24 protein-coding genes and 1 pseudogene are annotated in these 25,375 nt (G+C 49.2%); 11 read left to right on the forward strand and 14 right to left on the reverse strand.

The window, feature by feature from the left end:
- Nucleotides 1–69: 69 nt before the first annotated feature.
- The gene (gene nrdG / locus BZG20_RS12025) at nucleotides 70–567 is read right to left on the reverse strand and encodes an anaerobic ribonucleoside-triphosphate reductase-activating protein (RefSeq protein WP_077579161.1); all 498 of its coding nucleotides are present in this window, start codon (nucleotides 565–567) and stop codon (nucleotides 70–72) included.
- 8 nt (nucleotides 568–575) lie between these two features.
- Nucleotides 576–2,717, reverse strand: coding sequence for an anaerobic ribonucleoside-triphosphate reductase (gene nrdD, locus BZG20_RS12030; RefSeq protein WP_077579162.1), 2,142 nt, complete (start codon nucleotides 2,715–2,717; stop codon nucleotides 576–578).
- A 350-nt stretch (nucleotides 2,718–3,067) separates the two neighbouring features.
- On the opposite strand from nrdD, the gene BZG20_RS12035 reads away from it, so the two are divergent.
- The 4 genes from BZG20_RS12035 to BZG20_RS12045 all read left to right on the forward strand — a co-directional run bounded on the left by BZG20_RS12035 (nucleotide 3,068) and on the right by BZG20_RS12045 (nucleotide 5,517).
- Nucleotides 3,068–3,913, forward strand: a complete 846-nt coding sequence (locus tag BZG20_RS12035) for an endonuclease/exonuclease/phosphatase family protein (RefSeq protein ID WP_158010038.1) — start codon at nucleotides 3,068–3,070, stop codon at nucleotides 3,911–3,913.
- Between the two features lie 122 nt (nucleotides 3,914–4,035).
- Nucleotides 4,036–4,179, forward strand: coding sequence for a hypothetical protein (locus BZG20_RS16010; protein WP_158010039.1), 144 nt, complete (start codon nucleotides 4,036–4,038; stop codon nucleotides 4,177–4,179).
- A gap of 92 nt (nucleotides 4,180–4,271) precedes the next feature.
- Complete coding sequence (locus BZG20_RS12040; protein WP_046075884.1) at nucleotides 4,272–4,589, forward strand: hypothetical protein; 318 nt, start codon at nucleotides 4,272–4,274, stop codon at nucleotides 4,587–4,589.
- A 100-nt stretch (nucleotides 4,590–4,689) separates the two neighbouring features.
- The gene (locus BZG20_RS12045; protein ID WP_077579164.1) at nucleotides 4,690–5,517 is read left to right on the forward strand and encodes a DUF2797 domain-containing protein; all 828 of its coding nucleotides are present in this window, start codon (nucleotides 4,690–4,692) and stop codon (nucleotides 5,515–5,517) included.
- Nucleotides 5,518–5,588: 71 nt separating this feature from the next.
- Here BZG20_RS12045 and BZG20_RS12050 read toward each other — a convergent pair whose 3' ends face one another.
- Both BZG20_RS12050 and BZG20_RS12055 read right to left on the reverse strand, forming a co-directional pair.
- Entirely contained in the window at nucleotides 5,589–5,813 is a 225-nt protein-coding gene (locus BZG20_RS12050; protein ID WP_077579165.1) for a DUF3389 family protein, read from the reverse strand.
- Nucleotides 5,814–5,818: 5 nt separating this feature from the next.
- Complete coding sequence (locus BZG20_RS12055) at nucleotides 5,819–6,265, reverse strand: hotdog fold thioesterase (protein ID WP_046076078.1); 447 nt, start codon at nucleotides 6,263–6,265, stop codon at nucleotides 5,819–5,821.
- A 184-nt stretch (nucleotides 6,266–6,449) separates the two neighbouring features.
- Here BZG20_RS12055 and BZG20_RS12060 point away from each other — a divergent pair, with 184 nt between their 5' ends.
- Nucleotides 6,450–7,274, forward strand: a complete 825-nt coding sequence (locus BZG20_RS12060; RefSeq protein ID WP_077579166.1) for a M48 family metallopeptidase — start codon at nucleotides 6,450–6,452, stop codon at nucleotides 7,272–7,274.
- Between the two features lie 99 nt (nucleotides 7,275–7,373).
- The gene (locus BZG20_RS12065; protein WP_077579167.1) at nucleotides 7,374–8,969 is read left to right on the forward strand and encodes a sensor domain-containing diguanylate cyclase; all 1,596 of its coding nucleotides are present in this window, start codon (nucleotides 7,374–7,376) and stop codon (nucleotides 8,967–8,969) included.
- Between the two features lie 28 nt (nucleotides 8,970–8,997).
- Here the strand turns inward: BZG20_RS12065 and BZG20_RS12070 are convergent, their stop codons facing one another.
- The 3 genes from BZG20_RS12070 to BZG20_RS12080 form a co-directional block, all read right to left on the reverse strand.
- Complete coding sequence (locus BZG20_RS12070; protein WP_046075887.1) at nucleotides 8,998–9,465, reverse strand: PAS domain-containing protein; 468 nt, start codon at nucleotides 9,463–9,465, stop codon at nucleotides 8,998–9,000.
- Between the two features lie 4 nt (nucleotides 9,466–9,469).
- On the reverse strand, nucleotides 9,470–10,471 hold the full coding sequence (locus BZG20_RS12075) for a response regulator (protein WP_046075888.1): 1,002 nt from the start codon (nucleotides 10,469–10,471) through the stop codon (nucleotides 9,470–9,472).
- Between the two features lie 124 nt (nucleotides 10,472–10,595).
- Complete coding sequence (locus tag BZG20_RS12080; RefSeq protein WP_046075889.1) at nucleotides 10,596–12,161, reverse strand: hypothetical protein; 1,566 nt, start codon at nucleotides 12,159–12,161, stop codon at nucleotides 10,596–10,598.
- A gap of 305 nt (nucleotides 12,162–12,466) precedes the next feature.
- On the opposite strand from BZG20_RS12080, the gene BZG20_RS12085 reads away from it, so the two are divergent.
- Nucleotides 12,467–13,615 (forward strand): fatty acid desaturase, encoded by a 1,149-nt coding sequence (locus tag BZG20_RS12085; protein WP_077579168.1) that lies wholly within the window; start codon nucleotides 12,467–12,469, stop codon nucleotides 13,613–13,615.
- Between the two features lie 93 nt (nucleotides 13,616–13,708).
- Here the strand turns inward: BZG20_RS12085 and BZG20_RS12090 are convergent, their stop codons facing one another.
- Nucleotides 13,709–14,683: a GTP-binding protein gene (locus BZG20_RS12090; RefSeq protein ID WP_077579169.1), complete on the reverse strand. Its 975-nt coding sequence runs from the start codon at nucleotides 14,681–14,683 to the stop codon at nucleotides 13,709–13,711.
- Nucleotides 14,684–14,894: 211 nt separating this feature from the next.
- On the opposite strand from BZG20_RS12090, the gene BZG20_RS12095 reads away from it, so the two are divergent.
- Both BZG20_RS12095 and BZG20_RS12100 read left to right on the forward strand, forming a co-directional pair.
- Nucleotides 14,895–16,283: a TldD/PmbA family protein gene (locus BZG20_RS12095; protein ID WP_077579170.1), complete on the forward strand. Its 1,389-nt coding sequence runs from the start codon at nucleotides 14,895–14,897 to the stop codon at nucleotides 16,281–16,283.
- The gene (locus BZG20_RS12100; protein ID WP_077579171.1) at nucleotides 16,280–17,632 is read left to right on the forward strand and encodes a TldD/PmbA family protein; all 1,353 of its coding nucleotides are present in this window, start codon (nucleotides 16,280–16,282) and stop codon (nucleotides 17,630–17,632) included. Before BZG20_RS12095 ends, BZG20_RS12100 begins: the two co-directional genes overlap by 4 nt.
- 25 nt (nucleotides 17,633–17,657) lie before the next feature.
- On the opposite strand, the gene BZG20_RS12105 is transcribed toward BZG20_RS12100, so the two are convergent.
- Both BZG20_RS12105 and BZG20_RS12110 read right to left on the reverse strand, forming a co-directional pair.
- Nucleotides 17,658–18,563, reverse strand: a complete 906-nt coding sequence (locus BZG20_RS12105; protein WP_077579190.1) for an alpha/beta fold hydrolase — start codon at nucleotides 18,561–18,563, stop codon at nucleotides 17,658–17,660.
- A gap of 96 nt (nucleotides 18,564–18,659) precedes the next feature.
- Nucleotides 18,660–19,250: a TetR/AcrR family transcriptional regulator gene (locus BZG20_RS12110; RefSeq protein WP_046076083.1), complete on the reverse strand. Its 591-nt coding sequence runs from the start codon at nucleotides 19,248–19,250 to the stop codon at nucleotides 18,660–18,662.
- Between the two features lie 417 nt (nucleotides 19,251–19,667).
- On the opposite strand from BZG20_RS12110, the gene BZG20_RS12115 reads away from it, so the two are divergent.
- Nucleotides 19,668–21,059, forward strand: coding sequence for an L-cystine transporter (locus tag BZG20_RS12115; RefSeq protein ID WP_077579172.1), 1,392 nt, complete (start codon nucleotides 19,668–19,670; stop codon nucleotides 21,057–21,059).
- A gap of 185 nt (nucleotides 21,060–21,244) precedes the next feature.
- Nucleotides 21,245–21,808 (forward strand): PhnA domain-containing protein, encoded by a 564-nt coding sequence (locus BZG20_RS12120; protein ID WP_077579173.1) that lies wholly within the window; start codon nucleotides 21,245–21,247, stop codon nucleotides 21,806–21,808.
- A 410-nt stretch (nucleotides 21,809–22,218) separates the two neighbouring features.
- Here BZG20_RS12120 and BZG20_RS12125 read toward each other — a convergent pair whose 3' ends face one another.
- The 4 genes and pseudogenes from BZG20_RS12125 to BZG20_RS16120 all read right to left on the reverse strand — a co-directional run.
- The gene (locus BZG20_RS12125) at nucleotides 22,219–23,175 is read right to left on the reverse strand and encodes a hypothetical protein (protein ID WP_077579174.1); all 957 of its coding nucleotides are present in this window, start codon (nucleotides 23,173–23,175) and stop codon (nucleotides 22,219–22,221) included.
- A 1-nt stretch (nucleotide 23,176) separates the two neighbouring features.
- Nucleotides 23,177–24,133, reverse strand: a complete 957-nt coding sequence (locus BZG20_RS12130; protein ID WP_077579175.1) for a hypothetical protein — start codon at nucleotides 24,131–24,133, stop codon at nucleotides 23,177–23,179.
- Between the two features lies 1 nt (nucleotide 24,134).
- On the reverse strand, nucleotides 24,135–24,635 hold the full coding sequence (locus tag BZG20_RS12135; protein ID WP_131825353.1) for a hypothetical protein: 501 nt from the start codon (nucleotides 24,633–24,635) through the stop codon (nucleotides 24,135–24,137).
- Between the two features lie 503 nt (nucleotides 24,636–25,138).
- Nucleotides 25,139–25,375: pseudogene (locus tag BZG20_RS16120) on the reverse strand (hypothetical protein); the annotation flags it as partial.

Raw genomic sequence — 25,375 nt, forward strand, 5'->3', positions numbered from 1 at the left:
TACGTCCTTTTAAGCCTGAATGCTCAAGATACGCTATACCCTACCCCATGCGGGAAAATTGGCAACCTCTTAACCATGATTCTCTTGCCCTTTTCGGGCACGCTCGGACAGAAAGTGTACGCATTGATTGGCACTTCCCCGCCACACTAAATGAGGATCCGCTTCATCTTGGATAAACTTGCCGTCAATTAATACATCAACCAAATCGACAACATCTCGCTGTTTTGATGACAATTCTGCCAATGTATAACCTGTCCACAGCCAAATGTCTTTGCTCGGTGCGCGGCTCACCACCTCTTGTAACAATTTTTTTACACTGTCGATATTAGCAGGATGAAGCGGATCACCACCGCTCAATGATAATCCTCGGCGCGGGATCCGTGAATCGAGTAAGTCTTGAACAATCTGCTCTTGCATCAGATCAGTGAAAGGATGGCCGCTGTTCAGCGGCCAGGTGGCTTTGTTGTAACAACCACGGCATTGGTGTTCGCACCCCGATACAAACAAGGTACAACGTGTGCCTGGCCCGTTGACCACATCAACGGGAAGGTATTGGTGATAGTTCACGCTTCCCCCTACATGTGTTTCACACGGCGAATCACTTCTTGCTGTTTACCCGGATTAAAAGGTCGCGTATCAGGGCTTCCTAAATAGCCGCACACACGTCGTGTCACTGACACACGTGCTGGATCATGATTGCCGCAAGCCGGACAAGTGAAGCCTTTACTGGTGCAATTAAATTCACCGGTAAAACCACACTCGTAGCATTCATCAATCGGCGTGTTGGTACCATAGTACGGCACGCGATCGTAGCTGTAGTCCCAAACGTTCTCTAACGCTTCTAGGTTGTGTTGAATGTTGGGGTATTCCCCGTAGCAAATAAAGCCGCCATTGGCTAAGCGCGGGTAATCCATCTCAAAATCGATTTTATCGTAAGGCGTCACCTGCTTTTCCACATCCAAATGGAAGCTGTTGGTGTAATACCCTTTATCTGTCACCCCTTCAATCACACCAAACGCCTGGGTATCGAGCTGACAAAAACGACTGCACAAGTTTTCACTTGGGGTGCTGTACAAACTAAATCCATAACCTGTTTCGGCTTTCCAACGCTCGGTCGCATCATGTAAATAAGCCACAATCGCTTTGGCTTTCTTTTGTTTCACCACGCTGTCGTAGATGTGCGGCACGCTACCGTACAGCGCATTGATGGTCTCGTGCAGGCCAATGTAACCTAGAGAAATAGACGCACGCCCATGTTTAAAAATATCACTGACATCATCGTCTGGGTTCAAACGGATACCACATGCGCCTTCCATATATAAAATCGGTGCCACCCGCGCTTTCACCCCTTTAAAACGAGCAATCCGGGTATCGAGTGCCTGGCGCGCAAGGCTTAACGTTGCATCAAGGCGCGCATAGAACTCGTCTTCGTCCCCCTCCGCCTCAATGGCTAAACGAGGTAAATTAACGCTGACGACACCCAAGTTGTTACGTCCTTCATGCACCAGTGTACCGTCCTCTTCGTAAGCGCTTAAAAAGCTTCGGCACCCCATTGGGGTTTTGAAGGAGCCCGTGACTGATACCACTTGGTCATAATTGAGAATATCTGGGTACATACGCTTAGAGGCGCACTCGAGTGCCAACTGTTTGATATCGTAATTGGGATCACTCGGGCGGCGGTTTAAGCCCTCTCGGATACAAAACACCAATTTCGGGAAGACGGCCGTTTTTCGATTTTCACCCAAACCAGCAATCCGATTCGCTAAAACAGCACGTTGCACCGCACGTGCCGCCCAACTCTTACCCAAACCTAGGCCAAAGGTGACAAAAGGAGTCTGCCCATTCGCCGTGTGCAACGTGTTGACCTCATACTCCAACGACTGAAAGGCATCAAAACACTCTTTATCAGCACGGGCGCGGGCATAAGCGTCGGGATCACTGATAGACCACTCACGCGCCACCAACAAGTGCTTTTGATAACTGGCTTCAACATAAGGGGCCAGCACTTCATCAATGCGGTTAATCGTGGTACCACCGTAAATATGACTCGCGACTTGTGCGATGATTTGCGCGGTCACCGCGGTAGCGGTTGAGATGGATTTGGGCGGCGCAATTTCCGCATTGCCCATCTTAAAGCCTTTTTGCAGCATGCCAGCCAAGTCAATTAGCATACAGTTGAACATCGGAAAGAAAGGTGAATAGTCCAAATCGTGATAGTGAATTTCACCCGACTCATGCGCTCTTACCACGGCACTGGGCAACATGTGTTGCTTGGCATAGTGTTTGGCGACGATCCCCGCGAGCAAGTCACGCTGAGTGGGGATGACTTTACTGTCTTTGTTGGCATTCTCGTGCAGCAATTCAGTGTTAGTTTGCCCGACCAGCCCTTGTACTTCATGATTCAAACGGCCACGGCGCTCGCGAGCGATGTCTCTATCATGGCGATATTCAATATAGGCACGTGCCACCGCTTTATGCGGTCCGGTCATGAGGACATCTTCAACGGCATATTGAATATGATCAATATCCACCTCGGCCTCGCCAGCAAACTGCGTCGCGATGGTGTCTGCTAAGCGGAGGATGTCTGCGTCGGTCAGTTGACACAGCTCTGCCTCTCGCATCGATTGCGCCGACTCTCGCGCACATGTCACCGCCTGGACAATCCGATCTGCATCAAATGGGACGCGTGTTCCATCGCGCTTAATTACCGCTGGCATATGCCCTCCACACCATATATAGGATACAAAATACACTAAAACACAAGATGTGGTATTAGATAGCAACTAGGGGGCACATTGTGTTGACACAGATCATCGAAGTCTCGAATAACCTCCAACCGACGAATCAAATGCCTATCTGTACCGCAATCTCACTGATCTTCGTTATGATAGTTATCAGTTAAAATCAAAGGTTCTCCGCAAAGTGCTACAATGCTCCACTGCATGCTCAACATTTCCAGTAGGATCACAGTGGAACGCGTAATAATGAGGTATCCACCATCGTACTTCGAGTTTTAGGCCTGCTCGTGCTTGTTGGGGTATTTTCGGCCCCTAGCTATGGACTGACAGTGGCAACATGGAATTTTGAGTGGCTGACCTTAAAGGGTGATCAACGAGCCGGCGTCCGTCATCAAGACGATTATCAACAGCTTTCGTCGATCTTTGTTCAACTCGCCCCCGATGTGTTGGCTTTTCAGGAGGTTGATAGTCCTGAGGCACTGGCACGAGTCATTCCCACAGAGGCGTATAATGTCTATTTTTCCGATCGTTATGCCGCCCTTAAAGACAGCACACAAAGTCAGCAACTGACGGGGTTCGCCGTCCGTAAAGACTGGAAAGTAGACGACCCTCGCGATCTGCGTCAAATCGCGCTACCTGGTTTTTTTGGCGTGCCCTCTCTGCGATATGGCACCTATATTGTGGTCACACCACCGGGCCAAGAACCGGTTCATATGCTGTCGGTGCATCTTAAGTCCGGCTGTTTTAAGCAAGCTCAAGCCTCACGAAGCTGCGAAAAACTACGCAAGCAATTCAGTGTGTTAGCCGATTGGGTGCGTGAACATGGTGATAAAAACATCCTCATTGCGGGTGACTTTAATCGCTATATCAGTGAAAAACAGGATCCGTTTTGGCAACAATTCCGCCAATCCCTTCTCGACGATGCCTCGAGACCAACAAACATCATTAACGTGACAGAGAGTGTCCGCGCACGTTGTAAAGCACGACGCTATAACTGGCGGACTCAGACCTGGAACCAAGTGATGTACAGTCGCTTAATCGATCATATTTTAGTCTCCGAATCGTTGGCGTCTCGGTGGCAATATAGTTTTCAGCATCATTTTGCCTATCATAACGTCATGAACTTCAGGCTCAGCGATCATTGTCCCGTCGTGGCGACGTTCAAACCCCAATAAGCGCTAAAAGTCATTGACCTACCAAAAAGATTGCGAGAGTCTAGCAAGCTGTCATGGTGATGACATAAAGGGTCGTTAGCCTTCCTTCATGTGGGCTGTTAGAGTCACCCAAGGAGAAAGAAATGGATAGTTTACAACATCAAGTCATCCCAACCGATGACGACCTATTAGCCGACTACCTCGGCGATATTGGCGTGCTCCAAGGCCAAGACGCACGCAGTGACAACGACGTATTTAGCGACGATATCGAAGACGCCACACGATAGGCGTTGATATCACGTTTCTAACATGACGCTGACAACCCCTTTTCCGCTGCGTAGTAGGTTGTCAGGAAATCCACCGATGTATCCGATGTCTTATGAAAAAAGGTCTCTCTACTGCGCTATTTGTTCTCTCTTTTTTATCATTTCACGCCTCTGCAGCGCCTGAGCTAATTGCCAAGTCCACGCTTGAGTTTGGTGATTTTGAAGAAACGGCCAACGTGGAGATACAAGGCGATATTCAAGAAGATGTCTTACGCCTGGCCGAACGAGGGGTGGCAAAAGAAGAGGCGGATTATTTCGTGATCAATCAGGTTAGCGAAGATACCAAGAAAGACCTCTTAGTGGTCTCCGTTACGCTTTATCGTGAGCACACCACAGACACACAAAAAAGCATAGAAGCTCGCCTCGGCTAATCCGTTTTCGAGACAGGCAGGTTGTCGCTTGCCTGTTTTCCTCTCTGCCTTACTCCGCTCTCTCCCATTTGCTACACTTGCCGCTCTTAATAAAACCATAATGAGCAAAGTCGTGATTGGAACCCTAGATAAGATGCGCACAGAAGCCGGTGCCGACGTACAATACTTTCTGCGGGTGGGTAATGAAGAGCTACACCTCAATCCATTGCTTGGGCAGAAACTAACCCTGACGCATACTGGCAATATCTTTTGCGATGCCTGTGGGCGAAAAACCAAAAAAAGCTATTCGCAAGGCCATTGTTACCCCTGCATGAAAAAGCTCGCGCGTTGCGATATGTGTATTATGAAGCCTGAAACCTGCCACTATGCGCAAGGAACCTGTCGTGAGCCCGAGTGGGGAGAACAGTTCTGCATGACGGATCATATTGTTTATCTCGCCAACACCTCGGGATTAAAAGTGGGGATTACCCGCGCTAACCAGATGCCAACACGCTGGCACGATCAAGGTGCCACGCAAGCTCTCCCGTTGTTTCGGGTTAAAACACGCCAGATTTCCGGGCTAGTTGAAGTCGCGATGGCGAAACATGTCGCGGATAAAACCAATTGGCGCGCGCTCCTAAAAGGCGACAATGACCCACTTGATCTTCACGCAGAGGCTGAACGTTTAACCCAAGCGATCGAGCCAGAATTAGCGGATATCCGTCTGCAATTTGGCAATGATGCGGTCTTGCCTGCAGCACTTGACGCCCTCACTTTTAGTTACCCTGTCACTGAGCACCCAACCAAAATAAGTTCACATAACTTTGATAAAAATGCCGAGGTGAGTGGGGTTTTGAAAGGCATTAAAGGGCAGTATTTGATTTTCGATACTGGCGTGATTAACGTGCGTAAATTCACCAGCTACGAAGTCAGCACCTCGCACAGCTAACGGCGCATCAAGTTAGCATCTAACCAACCGTGCGAGTGGTCGTTGCCACTAGCACGGTATTGGTAAGGTGGCTACTGAGGTTGGATGCCCGTCATATCTGAAATCAACGCAATATGTTGTGCACTTAACGGCAGTGACCAACGCACATCACCGGCATCAGCCACCAGCACATTGGCGTCGGCGATAATCTGTAACGAGTCAGATTGCACCTGCATGCTCAATTTCATTGCGGGCAATTGGATCACCACCTCATGCGCGGTCACGATTAGCTTACCTTGCTCTATATCGACCACCATCTTGCTCAGTCCTCCAAGGATTTATCGGCGCGCTTATCAGTGAGTACCGCCATAGTGAGTCGGCTCACGCACACATCCCGGCCTCGTTCATCTTGGATGGTGATATTCCACACCTGCGTGGTTGCGCCGAGATGCACTGGGGTCGCCACGCCCGTCACCGTGCCTTCTCGCATCGCACGCAGATGATTGGCATTGATGTCCAACCCGACACAGTACTTTCCTTCTGGCACACACATGTTTGCTGCCAAGGAGCCTAGTGTTTCAGCAAGCACGACAGATGCGCCACCATGGAGCATGCCCAGCGGCTGATGCGTATGCGGTGCCACCGGCATGGTTCCTGTTAAACTCTGCGCATCAAATGCCGTATATTCAATCCCTAAATGCGCGACCAACGTATTAGTCGAAGAGGCATTTAACCCCGCTAACGACATGTCTTTTTTCCAAATACTCACAATACTTTCACCCATTGCTGCTTATCCCGATGGAAAGGAAATCGCTGCGCGAAACGCGGACTATCAAGCCGCGCCTAACGCTGCCTGCGCGCACCAGTAGACGTTAAGCCAAGAAGCCAGTACATTAGCACTCTGATATCTTTGCTTATATTCACTGCGACTGTGGCGCAAAACGATACAGGAAATGACCATGCTACGCACTGCTAAAACCGTCATGCTATCTCTATGCCTGATGGTTATGCTTTCATCTTGCTCTCACTCGCCAACAGGACGAAACCAGTTATTGCTTTTTTCTGGTGATGACATGGCGAATCTGGGACAGCGTTCGTTTGAGGAGATGAAAAAGTCGCAACCTATCAGTGACGACAAAGCCATCAACGCCTACGTGCAATGCGTCACCGCCGCCATCTTAAAAGTGGTGCCACCGCAATCCAACTTCTCGGAATGGGAAGTGGTGGTATTCGACAGTGATCAAGTCAACGCCTTTGCACTTCCCGGCGGAAAGATCGGCGTTTACACCGGACTGCTCGACGTTGCAAAAACGCCCGATCAATTGGCTGCAGTGATCGGCCACGAAATTGGGCACGTCCTTGCCGATCACAGTAACGAGCGCTTATCGCGCTCGCAACTCACTGCCTTGGGGTTGACCATTACCGGCATCACTCTTTCTGATAACCCCTATGGCGATCTTGCCCTCGCAGGGCTTGGGCTTGGCGTCCAAGTGGGGATATTGCTTCCTTACAACCGCGCTCAAGAATCAGAATCGGATAAGATTGGTCTGCAGTTAATGCATCAAGCAGGGTTTGACCCGAGCGCCAGCGTTACCCTGTGGCAAAATATGGCAAAAGCGTCCAAAGGCGCGCCGCCGGAGTTGCTTTCAACCCATCCATCACCCGACACGCGTATTAATGCGTTACAAACAGGTGTCAATCAACTGCCTAACGTGCCCCATCGCTTGACATCGTCGTGCCCTCGACCACCATCAAAGAAACAGAGTAAAAACATTTAACTAACATAGTGAGCATCATCACAAAGCCTGCATACAAACACGGACAAAGCGTCGTCGCGTGAGAACAGCTCGTCGCCGTCACACAAAAAATTAACCTATATGTTACGCTTAAGTTTTCATTGGGGACGAGTGACGACACGCGTGATGAAGCCGTTTTTCATCTTATTTTTTTTTATACTGCAGGTGCCGTTTGCGTTCGCAACGACGCAAGAGACAAACGATCTTTTCGATCAGCTGTTTGAGAAACATGCACTGGTCATGCTTCTCCTTGACCCAGATACTGGTGAAATCAAAGCCGCCAACCCAGCAGCTAGCGACTTTTACGGCTATTCACAGCAGACGCTGACCCAAATGAATATCGCCAGCATTAATGCCCTGCCCCCTGATGCCGTCGCTGAAGAACGTAAGCTGGCGGAATTAGAAAACCGAAACTATTTCGTTTTCAGCCATATATTATCGGACGGCACGACCAAAACCGTAAGGGTATCCTCGATACCCATTATCTACCGCGATGAACCAACCCTTTTTTCAATTATCACCGATATCAGTGATTATCGGGCCACTCAGGCATCACTGTGGCACTATCAAAACCGACTCGAGCAAATGGTGGCACAACAGACCGAGCAAATCGCCACGCAAAAAAATCACCAACTGATTATTACATCCTTGATTATCATTGTGCTCGGTGCAGGGCTCGCGACAATGTGGTTTATTCTCGCTAAGTCACGACGCACCGAATATGAGCTGCAACTGGAGCGTAAACGCTTAGATGAAATAATCCGCGGTACCCATGTCGGCACTTGGGAGTGGCATATCCCTAGCGGAGAGCTGGTTATTAATGAGCGCTGGGCAGAAATTTTGGGATATCAAAAACACGAGCTGATACCTGCCTCATTTGAAACCTGGAAAAAGCTTTGTCATAGCGAAGATTTCGCGCGCGCGTCTAAAGAAATTGATGCCGCCTTTAGCGACTCTAACCCTTTTTATGAATGTGAGTTTCGCATGCTGCATAAAGATGGGTTTTGGGTTTGGATCTTGGCCAAGGGTAAAGTCATGGAGTGGGATCGCGACCATAACCCAATTCGCATGGCGGGCACGCACCAAGATATCAACGAAACCAAGCGTCTTTACCTGCAGTTTGAGCATATGGCGCATACCGACACCCTGACAGGCGCGCTTAACCGCGTCGCCTTTAAGCAGCGTGCGGATATTGTGCTGGCGCAAGCACGTCAGCAAGGCGCACATTTTGCCCTACTGTTTATCGATCTCGATGGCTTTAAGAAAATAAACGATACCTATGGCCATGACGCCGGAGACAGTGTGTTAGTGGAAACGACTAAACGGATGGGCCAAAGCATCCGTAACTCAGATACCCTCGCTCGCCTGGGCGGCGACGAATTCGCGGTGATTTTAGAATATACCAGCCACCCAGAAGACGCAGCACGCGTCGCCGAGAAAATTATCTCGAGTCTCAATCAGCCATTTGCAATAGATGACCAGCAACACGCACACCTTTCCGCCAGCATCGGTATCGCTTGCTATCCAGATCATGGAGAATCGGTCGAACAGCTGCTCAATTGCTCAGATGCCGCCATGTATTATGCGAAGAAATCGCTAAAAGGCGGCACTTATGCCGTCTGTGACCCTGATAATCATGCAACCACGAATAACAACCGCGGGAAACAATCACTCTAGACACTCACAGTTGGCTATTTTGAGATGCTTATTTTTGCACGGCTTGTTGTGATGGCGCTGTGGCACGCGGGGTTTGGCTTGCTAGCGCCTCATTAGTCACATCCTGGATGGAGATAAACATGTGATTGACCTCACCCCGCGTATTCGCCATTGGGTGCATGGTGACGTTTTGATACATAAAGGGAAGCTGACCGGTGATCGGGCGAACATGACGACAACGGAACAAATACGGGCGTTGCTGCCAGACAATAAAACTGCGACAACGGAGATCGAACACGGGTTGCGACTTGGCACGAAACCAAGGCTCATTGATCTCCGGAAACACCTCGAATAACGAGCGGTTTTGCACATCTTTAGCGTGTTTACCGCTATGGTGAACCATAAAGCCATTCCACATTTGGATATGGAAGTCTCTGTCTAACACAATCAATCCCATGTCGATGTGCTGTACCATGTCGAGCATCCAATGGAATTGGTCAAAATCTTCTGTGCTCATCGCATTACTCCTCATCCATTAGGTAGGCCAACTTCGCATCGAGCAGCGGCAAAGACTCATCCAGTAGCAATAGTAACAAATCGCATTTTATATCTGTCCCATCAATTTGATAACTGACTTCAATGGTCACTGTGCGTTTCCATGACCCTTTCATCGCCGCTATCAACTGATCCACTTCAGCGTGCTGACCCAAAAGCGCCGGATAGCTTTGCGAAAACTCTAACGCGCCTTGATCGCCTAAGCCCTTTAAAAAGGCACTAATCAGAATATTGCTAATATCGACCAGCAATTCGAGCTCGTTGTCGACCGACCCATCCTCGGGATAGTCCAACAATGTCACCATCTCGGTAATACTGGAATCACTAATCAGCATCAGCGCTTCGCCAGCGATCCCCTCCCCACTGAAACCCTGACACACACCGTTCATGGTATTTGATTGGGCCAAGTGCCGGATAGTCATCGTCAACTCGGTCACTTCAAACACATTGACCTGTGGCAGTGGCATGTGGACAAACACCCCGCAATGTCGGGCAAGTTTATCTGCTGCCTGCCCCATCGCAATGTTCACCACTTCCATGTAAATATCTCGGCGACTGAGTTTTTCTTTGGGCGCGTGTGAACGCTCGGTCTCTGACGCAGAAGCAGTCGGTAAATACGCCTTGATCAATGCATCGACGCGCTCACGACTGATGGGCTTTTTAACAAAGTCTTTGGCCCCCCGCTCCAGCACTTGCTGCTGGGCAAGCGGCTGAATGTCGCCTGAGACCACGACAACAGGCACCGTCATTCCGGCTTCTTGCATCGCTTCAAGTGTCTGATACCCATCAAGTTCCGGCATAGTCAAATCAAGGAACATGATGTCGATCGGCTGACTACTCAACACATCCAGGGCAACATTGCCATTTTCGGCAAAGTGCACGTCGGCATCCAAATCGTTGGGTAAGGTTCGCGCTAATTGCTTACGCGCGAGCGCAGAATCGTCAGTGATCAGAATTTGTGTGGTCAAAAGCCTCTCCTTTCCTACATCTTTACTGAGAGTATGGCTGGGTAAACACTGTAAGCATAAACCAATATCGCGAGGAATGAGGGCAAACCAGTCAAAATGCGATGATTCTTTTTATATCAGGGGGCTACTCTTGTCGTTGGCATAATTGAGCAAGGCGATCAGAGCGACTGATCAGGCTGGGCGCATGCAAGTAGAAATAATGCAAACATGTTAAACAAAGCTGAACGCATTCGTACACTTTTTCGCTGATGAGCTCAGGCGAAGCGTCAAATTCACCGGTCAGTAACGCTTGCCAATCCTCGGCAAGCCTATCGATCAGAGTGACGTCTGTCTCTCGCTCAAGAATATGGCTCAAGGCCTTTTTTATCGGGATAATATCTTCACTCGCGGCAAAAATATTTCTCAGCGCAATAATCACATCCACCAATGCGTCTTGTGTGTCTGGCTTTTTCGCTGCGGTATAAAGGCGAGACATTGCCAAGCGAATCCCCCTCGAGTCGGTGTCATCCACGAGCATACTCCAACGCTCAATATCGACTAAGTCTGTCTCACTGATAGCAACAGGATCGTCCGTTTCTGCCACTGAACCAAAGTCTTGTCGTCGGTTATCAAGCGAGAATGGATCGATACGCCAAACCCACTCTGGCGCCACAAAGGCTTTGTGTTCACCGAGGTAACAAAGCGCCATACACAAAACAATATTCAGCTCAGTGGTTTGTTGTTCAGTCGTGGCGTCCAATACCTCTTCTGGCCAATCATCGTCCTCTAAAAAATCACCAAAGTTAATCGCAAACGCATACCCCGACTCGAGCATGAACCCGTTATCGCGACGTTTAGCCATTAAACTCGCCGCTTGTAGGACATATTCCGCAATCCCTGGGGTATAGCGACGCACACTGCCCCATTTGGTATCCAGCTCGGCCAAGTTCGTGAGCGCCGCATTGCGAAAGCCCACAAACATCGGAATATGAGCGACTTCACCATCAGCTAAGCTACGTGCCATCTCCAACATTTCTTGCACCGTTTCTACGAACATATCAGGGCTGACAACCCCACGAATACGCATCAGGTCGTAGCTATTAACCAGAATCGACACGGGTAAACTGGCCAAGCTGACCACGCCGCGGTGGCCACTGGCATCTTTGTAGTCGCCACAGGTTTGCTGCGGCTCTTTCCCCGACGTTGTGAATAGGCGAGACAGAGCAGGGTCTGCCGCCATGCGTTTTTGAACCTGCTTACTGACCGGGAATTGCTCAATGGCTGCGGTGAGATAGCCGGCGCCTCGATAAAAAAGATGCGGCCGCTGTCCTGCTTTAATAAGAAATAAAGGATAGAGTTCACCCGCCAGTTGGCAAAAAGCACTGGTTAATGGGTCTGAACTGTTAATTCGCGTCGCCAGCTCACCGCCCTGCTGTGCACGCCAAACATTAAAGACGTGGCGGCCGTTTTGCATCACGTGCGGTAAACGATAAAAGAAGGATTGTTCACTTTCCCCTTGCTCAACCGCAGACACACGTAGCTGGCGACACAGCTCAATATATTGATTGAGTGTGTCGCGCTGAATCCGGCTCAAGCCGAGTTTTTGCATCAAAATTAAACGGCCTTCCGCTTCTGTGACATTCAGGATGTAACTCACCACACGGTGGCCCATCGCTTTCACAAAATGCGGAATGGCCGGATAGGACATCATCGTTTCCTAACCTTGTGTCAATCGTTCACGGATATCAATGCGTGCTCCAGCACCTATGAAGGGTATCGGCCTCCGTACGGGAAACTGTACCGAGCGGACAATAATGCGATAAAAGCCGTCGTACCTGTGGCTGATTTGTCGTACCTGTAGCTAATTTAAAAAAGTATAGTGCTTCCATTAACTTGGCAAGTCACGACAAACCCTGAAACATTTTTGCGCGCAAAGGCGACAGTGAGGACTTGACCAAGCGGTAACACGCACCTATTCTAGCGTACAAGTGTACGCTTAAATAAAGATAACGAGTTATGGATACCAAGGCTTCAACCTCTCCCCCTCAGAAACCACGCTTAATCTGGTTAAACATTAGCGTGTTTACCCTCACTTTTTTGATTGCCGCAATTGGTACGCCATTGTGGGCATGGCATCATGGTTTTGATTGGATGCAGATCACCGCGCTGATTGTCGCATTCAGCTTTTGTGGCCTGTCGATCACCGCCGGTTATCACAGGTTGTGGGCCCACAAAACCTATCAAGCCCATCCGGCTTTGCGCTTTATCTTCGCCATTGGTGGGGCATTTGCGCTGCAAAACAGCGCGCTTCATTGGTCGTCAGATCACCGCATTCACCATCGCCATGTCGATGACAACGATGTTGATCCTTACTCGGCCAAGCGCGGCTTTTGGTTCTCACACCTTGGTTGGATGCTGCGCGAATACCATCCCAACCGCTATGGCGATTACAGCAACTGCCGCGATCTGCAAAAAGATAAGATCGTGATGTGGCAACACAAGCACTACCTTGCGCTGACACTGGCAACCAACTTTGGCTTCCCTATCGCGTTTGGTTTGCTCCATGGCGATCTTTGGGGCGCTATCTTACTGGTCGGCTTTACTCGATTAGTGCTAAGCCACCACACCACCTTTTTCATTAACTCGTTGGCGCATGTGTGGGGCAGCCAGCCTTATACCGATAAAAACACCGCGCGGGATAATGGCGTGCTCGCCTTGATGACCTTTGGCGAGGGCTACCACAACTTTCACCATATCTTTGAGAACGACTACCGCAATGGCATTCGCTGGTGGCAATTTGATCCGACTAAATGGCTGATCAAAACCGCATCTTGGTTGGGCCTTGCGGAAAAACTGCGCGTAACCCCCGAAGAGAAGATTGAAAAGGCGCGTGCGACCATGCAATTGCAGCGCGTCACACAACAGCTTAGTGACAAGCCACACGCATCGCATCGTCTGCAAATCCTGCAACAAGAGTATGATGCCTTGGTGACTAAAATGGCGGACTACTACACGCTGAAAAAACAGCTGTTAGCGCTCGAGCGTGACAAGCTGCGCGAAAGAGTCGAAAACGCCGAGCTCGCGCAACAGTACAAAGATCTGAAAGTGCGTTTTCAGCAACAAAAACGTAGCTGGCAGGTGCTCACCGCTAAATATGCCAGCTAAACGCGACCCGTTTCAGCAAACAACAAACCGGCCACTTGGGCCGGTTTTTTTATCGGGTAAGAAGGCGCCGTTGGCAAATCCTGTTGATGCCAGTTAGTTGGACGGGGTAAGAAAAGAAAGCAGGATCGACTCCAGCTCATCCCAAGGCAAGGCGTCGGTATCGATCACTTCGATGCGCGACTCGGCCTGTTCAATCGACATAGGCGTCACGGTAACCACCTGATGAGCGACGTTAAACGCGTAAAATCCCTCGTCTGTATTGACCACCGCTTTAATCCGTTGAGCGTTGATGTTGCTCAATAGCCCGTACAAGGCATCAAACGGAAAACAACAGTGCGCGGCAAACAACCAGCCGCAGCTGACATAGCCCTGCCCTTGGTTTTCTTTGCGGGTATAGGTATCGTCCGGGCCCAGTGCTAACGTGGTCATGGGCTCGGCATCGTTGTGATGGTGATGATAGTGCGCTTGACGAGCGTGACGCGGTAACGCAAGCCACGCGGTCTCGAGCGCCCCTTGTTCAACGCCGGTTACCAAGCTTTTCTCGCCATCAAACGCGGCGACATAATCATAAAAGGTGGCGATTTGCGCCTCGCTACACTGGTCAAGCTTGTTTGCCACCACCACATCTGCGAGCGCGATTTGATCATGAAAATTTTGATTTTCACGATAGCGCACATCGTCAATACAACGCGGATCGACCAAGGTAATGGTCGCGCCCAGCGACAAAGAAGTATCGAAAGGCGGTTGAGTCAGCTTACCGATAATGTCTTTGGGATGACCGAGTCCCGTCGGCTCAATCAAAATTCGATCCGGCTTCTCAGCGAGCAAGGTATTTAACCCCACCGTCATAGGTAAGCCTGCTACACAACACATGCATCCTCCCGGCACTTCCTTTACCAGCGCACCTTGTTCAGAGAGGATCGCGCCATCGACACCCACTTCACCAAACTCGTTCACCAAGATAGCCCAACGCTCATGCTCGGGTTTATTCGCGAGTAAATGACGAATCGCCGTGGTTTTCCCCACGCCAAGAAACCCAGTAATAATGTTGGCTGCGATCTGACTCATGATTCTATCCGCTCGTTACTTGTATCGGCGTAGTGTAACGGATTGCGCCACACTCGTCGCCTTTTGGTAAAGCACATTGAACCAGCCATATGCAGTTAAGTGAACGGCACAAAAAATGATGAAATATCATGCACTCACTGCAAGTGGTGATCATTACCAATAAAAGCTTGGTAGAATGAAGAGTTCGCTAACACACTTCTTAGGAGGAAGTATGCTGAATCCATCAACGGCAAAGTCGGTGATTGACCATGCCCTGTTTTTAGGCGCGGATTTCGCCGAACTCTTTGTCGAACGCCATCACTCAGGCAACGTGGAGCTGTTGTCTGGTGAGGTGGATAAAGTGAGCTCAGGGATTGATTTTGGTATTGGTATCCGGTTGTTTTTCGGCCACAAAGTGCTTTATGGCTACACCAACAGCCGCGATGAAGAACAATTGAAAAAAGTCACCAGCTTGCTGTGCGCGCGTGATAAGCGCGATCAAATCGCCACCGCTGGTCCACTTAATTTGTCCCATTTAAATGACAAACATCCGGTGTCTGAGCCGTTATCGGCAGATCAACATGTGGCCGATAAGGTAGCGTTCTTACGCCAAGTGGATGCGCGTATTCGTGCCGAGAGCGATAAAATCGCCCAAATTATTGGTCGTGTCGGCCAACGTGAGCAACAGGTCGAGATTTTTAACTCTCACGGCCTGTATGTCACAGATACCCGCCACTACACGCGTATTGCCGCTACAGCGGTCGCAACTAACGGTGAAGAACAGTCAACGGGCTTTGATGCTCCCGGTGCACTCACAGGCTGGGAGTTCCATCAGGATATCGATCCGGTTGCGCTGGGCGAGCGTGTGGCACGACAAGCGCTGATTAAACTCGGTGCCCAAGCCTGTCCATCAGGCGAAATGCCGGTAGTGATTGGCAACGGTTTTGGTGGGGTAATTTTCCACGAAGCCTGTGGCCACTTGTTAGAAACCACCTCGGTTGCTAAGCAAGCTTCCGTCTTCCATGACCAAATGGGCGAAATGATTGCAAGCCCTGTGGTGAGCGCGGTGGACGATGGCACCTTGGCGAATGCATGGGGCTCAATCAATATCGATGATGAAGGCATGGAAACCCAGCATACCCAGTTGATCAAAGACGGTAAGCTCACCTCCTTTATGGTCGATCACATGGGCAGCCTGAAAACCGGTTATGCGCGCACCGGCTCTGGCCGACGTGAGTCTTATAAATTCGCACCGACCTCGCGGATGCGAAACACCTTTATTGAGCCCGGTAACGATAGCTTAGACGCCATGATTGGCTCCATGGAGCGTGGCATCTACGCCAAGAAGATGGGGGGCGGCTCAGTACAACCCGGCACCGGCGAGTTTAACTTTGCGGTCCAAGAAGCTTACTTGGTCCAAGACGGTAAGATCACTGTGCCACTCAAGTCTGCCACCTTAATCAGTACGGGGCCTAAGGTGCTTAAAGAAATCAGCATGGTCGGCAAAGATCTTGCCCTTGCCGCCGGTATGTGTGGTTCGGTAAGCGGCTCAGTCCCCACCACCGTGGGCCAACCTGCATTGAAAGTCGATAATATCCTAGTAGGAGGCGGTAACGCATGAGTGAGCAAATCATTAAAGCAACCCTAAGCGATGCCGTCGATCAGGTCCTCAGCTTGGTGAAACAGCAAGGTGCGCAAGCAGACGTGATTGCCAACGCCAGCGAAAGCTTGTCACTCAAAGCCGACCAAGGCGATCTCTCCGAGCACAAAGTCACCGCTGGTCAAGTGATCGGCGTGCGGGTGATCAAAGGGGATCAAGTCGCCACCAGCTATTCAGAATCGCTAGATAGCGACAGTCTTGCCAGCATGGTGAACGCCGCACTCACCAACGCAAGCTTTACCAAAGCCGACCCGGATCAACAAATTCGCGCTGAAGGGCAGCAAATTGAGCAGCAAGATCCCAGCTTGCTGCAAGCAGATAACACGCCGATTGAAGACAAGATCGCGTTGGCGCTGGCCCTTGAGCAAGAGGTGGTCAGTCAACCCCGCGCAACGGGGGCGCCCTACAATGGTTACAGTGAGCAAACCCAATACCAGTTGCTTGCCAATACCTTAGGCACACGCTGCTATCACAGCGAACGTAGCTTTAGTTGCTATACCGCAGCACTGCTCAATCACGAGGGTAAGCAAGCGATGCATCTCGGCGCCTCAGTATCACGCCGCTTTGCTGATCTTGATCGCGCCCATGCCACTCAACTGGCCTACCAAACCGCTGACGCCTTGCTCGAGGGTGGCCCAGTGAAAACCGGTTCGTATCCGGTGATTTTTGAGCATGATTGTCTCAGCGAATTGCTGGGCGCCTTTGGCAGCTGCTTCTCCGGCGATGCCGCTAAGCGCGGGACTAACCCGTGGCGTGAAAAAGTCGGCAAGTCCGTTGCAGATACGGCGCTCACCATCACCGATGTGGCAAGACTGGATGGCGGGATGCGTATTAAAGCCTTTGATAGCGAAGGCTTTGCCACCGCCGACACGCCTTTGATTGAAAACGGCGTCTTAGTCGGCTTTTTACACAACAGCGCCACAGCACAGCATTTTGGTGTTCCCCATACGGCGAACGCGGGCCGCAGTCCCAAGGGCGGTTTGGATGTCACTTCTCGTCATGATGTGATTGCCGCAGGTAAACACAGTGATGCAGACGTGCATGCCGGTGAATATCTTGAGTTAGCGTCACTGCAAGGTGTGCATTCAGGCGCTAATGCCATCAGTGGCGACTTCTCTTTCGGTGCAAGTGGGTTTGTCTGCCGAAATGGGAAACGGGTTCGTCCGGTTCGCGGGATCACAGTCGCCGGCAATTTCTATACCATGCTCAATGAGATAGATGCCATCGGCAATACCGTGTTACCCAACTATGATGGCGCCTTCTTTGCGCCACGCATCCGCTTCGCCCGCTTATCCATCGCGGGTGAATAACGGCGCATCTTCTAAAGGCATCGGTTTAGGCTGATGCCTTTTTATTCTCGGTTTGTGCTTCCACACTGTGTACCGCAGGATTCATCTTTGCCGCCAAATCGGTGAATGCCTGCATGGCGACGTCACTGGTCAGAATACGCCCATGCCCTAACCCTTCGGTAGCTAGCACAGTCACATGCGGGTAGCTAGTTGCTCGCTCAGTGACGGCGAAGGAGGCAAACCGGTCGTTTTTGTCGTGAGCAATCACCACCGGATGACGGCGACGCGACAATTTTTCGAGCGGCTCAATGGTCTCGATCGGATACCCGTGCTGATCGCCTACTTCTTGGACAATTTCATCAAATAACTTCAGTGAATACCCCGATTTACGGACCGTGGCGTATAAATTCTCGCGATAATTCAACACGGGGGCGACCAAAAAGAGCGGTAAATCATCCACCTGGGGGTGTTCGCTTTCCAACACCGCGGCAGCGCCCATACTGTGCGCAATCACCCCAGAGACATTATCGACTTGATCTAATACATCATTGATCGCCTGTACAAAACCGGGAATATGGCTCTCATTCCCCTCACTCTGTCCATGTGCGGGATGATCGAATGCCACCGCACGAAAGCCCAATGAGGCAATGTGCGCCATCAGAGGGAAAAACTGGCTGGCGGATCCAGACCAGCCATGCGTCAGCAGCCAAGTTGGCCCCGCCCCCAAACTATACATTTGCAAGACCCCTGCTTGGCTTTGCACTTGAGAGCGCACTAAACCTTCAGGCTCTGCGTTCACCATTGGACTGCGCGTTGGTGTGAGAAACAGCTTACGCGCCACTTTTCTAGCATGTCGAGGTGCCAAGCGGTGATGACAACGGCTCACCGCCCCCACGAGCGTGCGTTTGGCGCTAAAGCGACCCGGCGTTGAAAAATACACTTTTTTACTCATGGTCATTGGATCCTTAAAATCGAACGAATGTTCGTTTTTACACTGAAAAGTGTCGTTGTTTTCAATACCGACACCCTCTTCATCTTATTGGGAAAATTAGCGGCGACTTTGCGCGAGCAACTGCTCGACACCATGCCAAAAGCGTGTTCCTTCCGGCGATTCAAGTGACAAACGCAGAAATAACTGGCTACTCAAATAGTGCCCATATAACTGATAAACAGCTTGCCACGTATCGAGATCGGCACGAAACTCTCCGGCTTGTTTGCCCTTTTCAAATTGCGCGGCCAGGTAATCGAGCCACTGGCGAGTAACACGCTGCAACGCCTGATGGATGGGATCATTGCTCGCGCGCTGCTCATGCCACGCATCTAAAAACAAGCACTGACCCTGAAAGTGCTGATGCCAACCCATCCAATTACGCAGTAAGTGTTGCAATTTAGCTTCAATACTCGCGTGGTCCGCTTCACGGCTCGGAGTGATTACCCGCTCGACAAAGCAATCGCCCGCAAAATGGACCACGGCGATCTGCAAGTTTTCTCGCGAATTAAAATGCGCAAAGAGACCACTTTTTGACATTTGCACGTCGCGCGCCAAACTACCTATCGTTAAACTCTCCAACCCATATACACTGGCAGCTTCAAACGCGGCTTCGAGAATACGCAATCTCGTTTGCTCGCGCTTAGACAGCGAGTATGTTGAGTCTGCGGAAACGGCCATGACACTCTCCCTCAAAGCAGCCGAGTTGATACGCCACTATCTATTGCTAACAGTGGCGCAGTCGGATCACCTTACCCCAACGATGCCTTCATTTATAGTACGAACGTTCGTTTTTATCCAATTGAGATTCGCTCCGACCGTGTCATCGCCTCCAACATTGGTAGACCTTTCATGCTATTGCACACTGACTCAGCAAATATTGCTGAAATTTTGCGCCATATTCTTTTTGGTTTTAATAAGTGCTTTTTTTATCTAGCAAGAATGTGACATAGGTCTTCATTGCATGCACCTTCCGGCATATGATGCCAAGCAATCGCTAATCCTTGAATACATTTAACGGGGTTAGAGCTTCACGTCATTATAATTCTCTAGATTGGAACGCCGACTATGACAGTTATCCTTTTTAATCTGATCGCTTTTGCGCTGTTGCTGGCGGTGCTTGTCAAATTGCACAAGCAACAAAAATCCTTATCCACACGTGTGTTTACAGGCCTCGGCTTGGGGGTTGCCTTCGGTGCGGCGCTGCAAGCGTTATACGGTGCTGACGGCGCGATCACGCGCGAAACCATCAACTATATCAATATCGTCGGCTCAGGCTACGTCAGCCTGCTCAAGATGATCATCATGCCGTTAATTACGGTGTCGATTATTGGCGCGATTTTGAAAGTGAAAGACTCAGGCTCACTGGGCAAAATTTCCAGCTTGAATATCGGTATTTTGCTGGCCACCACCGCCGCGTCTGCGCTCATTGGTGTACTCGTCAGCAACCTGTTTGGGTTGTCTGCGCAAGATATCGTACAAGGTGCGCGAGAGATGGCGCGTGGTGCCGCCTTGGAGCAGCGCTTGGGCTCGGTCGAAGACTTATCACTAGCTGATATGATTATCTCTTTCTTCCCACAAAACCCATTTGCAGATTTAGCCGGTAGCCGTCCAACCTCGACTATCGCTGTGGTGATTTTCTCTGCGCTCGTGGGTATCGCTGGTGTCACATTGTCGCGCACTCAACCTGAGCTTGGCGAGCGTTTTGAGCGCTTTATGGATGTGGCTCAAGAATTAGTGCGTACGTTGGTTCGAATGATCATCGGCCTCACTCCCTACGGTATTTTAGCTTTGATGAGCAAAGTGGTTGCCGGCTCAAACGTAAGTGAAATTCTTGAACTTGCCAACTTTGTTGCCGCCTCTTATGTAGGCTTAGGTGCCATCCTAGTCATGCACTTGGTATTGATTGGCCTTGTCGGTATGAGCCCAATTCAATATCTGAAAAAAGTGCTCCCTGTGCTGACGTTTGCCTTTACGTCTCGCTCAAGCGCGGCCACGATTCCGCTCAATATCGATTCGCAAATGAAGAACTTGGGTAACGATCCGGCCAGCGCCAATTTCTCAGCGTCATTCGGTGCCACCATGGGTCAAAATGGCTGTGCCGGCTTGTATCCAGCTATGCTGGCGGTCATGATTGCGCCTACCATTGGCATTAATCCACTCGATCCGGGCTTTATCGCCACCTTGGTTGCGATTGTCACTGTCAGTTCATTCGGTATTGCCGGTGTGGGCGGCGGCGCGACCTTTGCGGCACTGATTGTACTCTCGGCACTAGATATGCCAGTCGCGCTAGCGGGTCTGTTGATTTCTATCGAACCATTAATCGATATGGGTCGTACCGCTGTGAACGTGAGCGGCTCAATGACGGCCGGTACCCTCACCTCTCGATTGACCGGTGGCCAAGATAAGACCATCTTCGATCACCATGAAGTGGTGAAGCAAGACACGGCAAATGCCTAATTATTGAAAACAATAAACGTTACCCATGCCACGCCCATGCGTGGCATTTTTGTGTTCGTACTGAGCCTACATAAAGCAACGTCATGCGATGACCTAATCCCTTACAACTTGTAAGAAATTATTTCAGCGATTACACTCTGCAGCACTGTAACTGCAGGGATCCCCTGCCAACCGTGAGATAATCAATGAGTATTGAACAAACGCTTCAGGCGCGCAGTGGCGGCCAATGTGAACTCTGCACCAGCCCAGACAACTTATCTGTGTATGAAGTCCCGTACTCGCCCGACACCACAGCGAACAGTTGCGTATTGGTTTGCAGCACGTGTCACGACCAACTTCAACACCCAGACAATATGGATGTGAACCACTGGCGCTGCCTGAACGATAGTATGTGGAGCCAAGAGCCTGCGGTACAGGTAGTTGCCTATCGCCAGCTCTCTCGCCTTTCTAGCGAAAGTTGGGCGCAAGATAATCTTGATATGATATATATGGAAGACGATGTCCGTAAGTGGGCAGAAACCGGTCAAGATATCGAAGAAGTCAAAGTATTGGACGCTAACGGCGTGACACTGCAAAAAGGCGACGACGTGACCGTGATTAAAGATTTGCCCGTTAAAGGCTCAAGCCAAGTGATCAAACAAGGCACGGTGATACGCGGCATTAACTTGACCGATGATCCTACTCATGTGCAAGGAAAAGTAAACGGCCAAACCCTGTTTGTGATTGCAGAATTCTGCCGCCGTAAATGAGCCTCAAAGCAATTGATAGGTCATCTTAGCCCACAAGCGGCGTCCTGGCGGCGCCGCGTTAATCACGCTTCCGCACAGTTTACACTGTAAAACGTTACGCCTTCCTCACCATCAAACCAAATAGATTGAACATTGGCAGCCCTTCGCCTATTTTCAAACCATGGCATTCGCCACCTGCCTCTTTTGACTGACAGCCGCAGCATTAGGCGTAGAAACCGCCTCTCAATTACGCAAATGACGCATGTTGCCCATGTGACATGTCGATGAAATTCAAGGTTTCTATTTCTTCAAACCCATGAGTGCGGGGAAAGCGTTGGATAGGTTCGTGGGAAAGGAGTAATAACCCGCTGGCTGAAATTCATTATATCAGTGCCAACTCTTTACGAACTGAAGCGAGTTATTGAATCATCTTAATCATCCGCAAAGATGTTGATTTTTGGACCGGTGGCGGGCGATGTTTTTTGTTGTTCGGCTATTTCCGCGAGTGTCTTTTTGTAGGTGTCATCGCTCATATCTCGCCAGTAACGGGGATCGCGGCCAGTCTGTTGATCATGGGCGGCAGTTACAGGGTCTTTGGCTCGGGCTTCTTCTAACACCAACAGATCTGGCATCGGTTGACTCACATCCATGTAACGCTGGATCATATTCCACAGGCGCTGGTACTCCACCACTCGCTCGTTGGTGCCAATTAAGTTACTAATAGGTACACCCACAGAGTAAGGCTGATAGCGATGAACTAACATCAAATTGTAGTTCAGGTGGCCTTGCGGACTCGGTGCTGACATCAACACACAATCAAATTCAATAAAAGGATGCGTAAAGCGCACTTTATTGCCACGCTTATACAAGGTCACCATCCCTGTTTGACGGTTTAAGCTGTAAACACGTTTGCTTTTTAAGAAAGGGGCTAGGAAATAGTAGCCTTTACATACCAACTTATAGTGACCCCATATAAGCAAGCAAGGAAGCGTGAAATAGATAGTCACAGTATAAAAAATAACGGACCAATCCTCTAAACCCTCTCTCCAGCCACCAGAACCAAAAACCAAAAACAAAAGAATTAGCATGTAAGCTACTGGCAAAAAAAACATTAAAACTACTTTTGCCAATCCCACCACCAAGAAATACAGTTGTGACCAGCCTGATAACGACTCACTGTCTAGACTTTCTTCAGTCCAGAATGATGGCTTTCCATTCCCTTCTGTCTTTTTTATGTTCGATGGTAATGTTTCTCGAGCAAGTGATAAAGCAATAGTGTCATTTGCCTTGGTAAAGGGGAAGACTTGCCCTCTGGTTAGTAGCTCCTGCAAAAAACCGTGCGGTGGTTTAGCGGGTTGTAGCGACAGCTGCTCGGTGTTGTAGGCCATATCAGCTATCTGCAAAGATATTGATTTTTGGACCGGTAGCGGGCGATGTTTTTTGTTTTTCGGCTATTTCCGCTAGCGTCTTCTTGTAGGTATCATCGCTCATATCTCGCCAGTAACGCGGATCACGGCCAGTCTGTTGATCATGAGCAGCGGTTACAGGATCTTTGGCTCGGGCTTCTTCTAACACCAACAGATCTGGCATCGGTTGACTCACATCCATATAACGCTGGATCATATTCCAAAAGCGCTGGTACTCCACCACTCGCTCGTTGGTGCCAATTAAGTTACTAATAGGTACGCCCACAGAGTAAGGCTGATAGCGATGAACTAACATCAAATTGTAGTTCAGGTGGCCTTGCGGACTGGGGGCCGACATCAATACACAATCAAATTCAATAAAAGGATGCGTAAAGCGTACTTTATTGCCACGCTTATACAAGGTCACCATCCCTGTTTGACGGTTTAAGCTATAAACAGGTTTGCTTTTCAAAAAAGGTGCTAGGAAATAATAGCCTTTACATACCAGTTTATAGTGCCCCCATATAAGCAAGCAAGGCAGCGTAAAATAAAGGGTTAGGCCATAAAAAACAGCTGATAAGTCATCCCATCTTTCACTCCAACTTCCATGACTGAATAATAATGGAAAAAGAAAAATCAAGTAAAACAATGGCAAAAACAAAATCAATAGTATTTTTGTCATAGTTAGTAAAAATGTATAAAACTGAGACCAGCCGGATAACGCCTCACTATTTAACCTTTCTTCATTCCAGTATAACGATTTATTATCATCTTCAATATCCTTGAGGTAAGAGGGCGTAACCTCTCCAGCCAAAGATAGAGCAATGGTGTCATTTGCCTTGGTAAAGGGAAACACTTGCCCTTTGGTTAGTAGCTGCTGCAAAAAACCGTGCGGTGGTTTTGTGGGTTGTAGCGATAGTTGTTCGGTGTTGTAGGTCATACTATTCGGCCGTTTTCTCTTCTTCTTGCTGATAAATAGGGTGTTTATACTGCTCTTTCAACCTTTTTATCTTAACGAACTCGATACTAGGGAAGAGTGAACACAATGTAGAAAGTAGTTCTTGCTTTTGATAGAGAGTATTGGTGAATATATCACCATAGTAAGCATACGCACCTTTCTCGGGGATGGCGAATGACAATACACCATCATTCTCTAAGTCAAACACAACCGTACGCTCAGAAATCAATATGCAATACTTATCAATCTTAGGGCTAAAATTCGTCATCCCAAACGACATCAACGCAAACCCACCAGCCCCAACAAACGCAAGAGGACCAAGTATAAACACGGCAATAATACAAACCACAACACCAACCCATGCCAAACCACGCACTACCTGATAGGCAACATCGGGGATCATGTCTTTTTCTGTGTAATGAATACCCAGAGACGTTAAGTGATAACAGTAGTGTTTATCAGGTGAGAGAAGGTACCTTGACACCAACACCATCATTGCCATGAAAAAAAACAACACCCAAAACTCAGGCGTATCAACAGTCAGCTCGTCAATGACAGACCAAAGAAAAAGTAGAAATAGCACTGCGAATGAAATAGACCAAATCCAATCTAACAAATTATTATATTTGAAACCGGCTCCTTTATATNTAGTGTTTATCAGGTGAGAGAAGGTACCTTGACACCAACACCATCATTGCCATGAAAAAAAACAACACCCAAAACTCAGGCGTATCAACAGTCAGCTCGTCAATGACAGACCAAAGAAAAAGTAGAAATAGCACTGCGAATGAAATAGACCAAATCCAATCTAACAAATTATTATATTTGAAACCGGCTCCTTTATATTCCCAAGAATGCACTATTTTTTCATTATAGATTTTTTCTTTTAGAGGCTCTATACGTTCTTTATAGCTCATACATCTACTCTCACTTCATAGTGCGTATCATTAACTTTTCCCGAATTGAAGTGAGTTATTGAACGCCATACTACTCAGCTGTTTTCTCTTCTTCCTGGTGATAAACAGGGTGTTTAGACTGGTCATTCAATCTTTTTATCTTAACGAACTCGATACTTGGAAAAAGTGAGTGTAATTTGGAGAGTAACTCTTGCTTTTGGTCGACTGTCATGGTGTATATATCACCACCGTATGCATGCGCACCTTTCTCGGGGACAGCGAACGATAAGACACCATCGTTCTCTAAATCAAACACAACCGTACGCTC

It is taken from the genome of Salinivibrio sp. IB868 (assembly GCF_001995655.1).
In the GTDB taxonomy this organism is placed as follows: Bacteria; Pseudomonadota; Gammaproteobacteria; order Enterobacterales; family Vibrionaceae; genus Salinivibrio; species Salinivibrio siamensis.

What these genes read in the sequence shown, in the direction of transcription:
- BZG20_RS12085 (WP_077579168.1), top strand. Translation starts at nt 12,467, where the DNA reads ATGGATACCAAGGCTTCAACCTCTCCCCCTCAGAAACCACGCTTAATC.
- BZG20_RS12080 (WP_046075889.1), bottom strand. Translation starts at nt 12,161, where the DNA reads ATGATGTCCTATCCGGCCATTCCGCATTTTGTGAAAGCGATGGGCCAC.
- BZG20_RS12115 (WP_077579172.1), top strand. Translation starts at nt 19,668, where the DNA reads ATGACAGTTATCCTTTTTAATCTGATCGCTTTTGCGCTGTTGCTGGCG.
- BZG20_RS12130 (WP_077579175.1), bottom strand. Translation starts at nt 24,133, where the DNA reads ATGACCTACAACACCGAACAACTATCGCTACAACCCACAAAACCACCG.
- BZG20_RS12070 (WP_046075887.1), bottom strand. Translation starts at nt 9,465, where the DNA reads ATGAGCACAGAAGATTTTGACCAATTCCATTGGATGCTCGACATGGTA.
- BZG20_RS12065 (WP_077579167.1), top strand. Translation starts at nt 7,374, where the DNA reads ATGTTACGCTTAAGTTTTCATTGGGGACGAGTGACGACACGCGTGATG.
- BZG20_RS12045 (WP_077579164.1), top strand. Translation starts at nt 4,690, where the DNA reads ATGAGCAAAGTCGTGATTGGAACCCTAGATAAGATGCGCACAGAAGCC.
- BZG20_RS12050 (WP_077579165.1), bottom strand. Translation starts at nt 5,813, where the DNA reads ATGGTGGTCGATATAGAGCAAGGTAAGCTAATCGTGACCGCGCATGAG.
- BZG20_RS12100 (WP_077579171.1), top strand. Translation starts at nt 16,280, where the DNA reads ATGAGTGAGCAAATCATTAAAGCAACCCTAAGCGATGCCGTCGATCAG.
- BZG20_RS12060 (WP_077579166.1), top strand. Translation starts at nt 6,450, where the DNA reads ATGACCATGCTACGCACTGCTAAAACCGTCATGCTATCTCTATGCCTG.
- BZG20_RS12095 (WP_077579170.1), top strand. Translation starts at nt 14,895, where the DNA reads ATGCTGAATCCATCAACGGCAAAGTCGGTGATTGACCATGCCCTGTTT.
- BZG20_RS12125 (WP_077579174.1), bottom strand. Translation starts at nt 23,175, where the DNA reads ATGGCCTACAACACCGAGCAGCTGTCGCTACAACCCGCTAAACCACCG.
- BZG20_RS12090 (WP_077579169.1), bottom strand. Translation starts at nt 14,683, where the DNA reads ATGAGTCAGATCGCAGCCAACATTATTACTGGGTTTCTTGGCGTGGGG.
- BZG20_RS16010 (WP_158010039.1), top strand. Translation starts at nt 4,036, where the DNA reads ATGGATAGTTTACAACATCAAGTCATCCCAACCGATGACGACCTATTA.
- BZG20_RS12040 (WP_046075884.1), top strand. Translation starts at nt 4,272, where the DNA reads ATGAAAAAAGGTCTCTCTACTGCGCTATTTGTTCTCTCTTTTTTATCA.
- nrdD (WP_077579162.1), bottom strand. Translation starts at nt 2,717, where the DNA reads ATGCCAGCGGTAATTAAGCGCGATGGAACACGCGTCCCATTTGATGCA.
- BZG20_RS12120 (WP_077579173.1), top strand. Translation starts at nt 21,245, where the DNA reads ATGAGTATTGAACAAACGCTTCAGGCGCGCAGTGGCGGCCAATGTGAA.
- BZG20_RS12105 (WP_077579190.1), bottom strand. Translation starts at nt 18,563, where the DNA reads ATGAGTAAAAAAGTGTATTTTTCAACGCCGGGTCGCTTTAGCGCCAAA.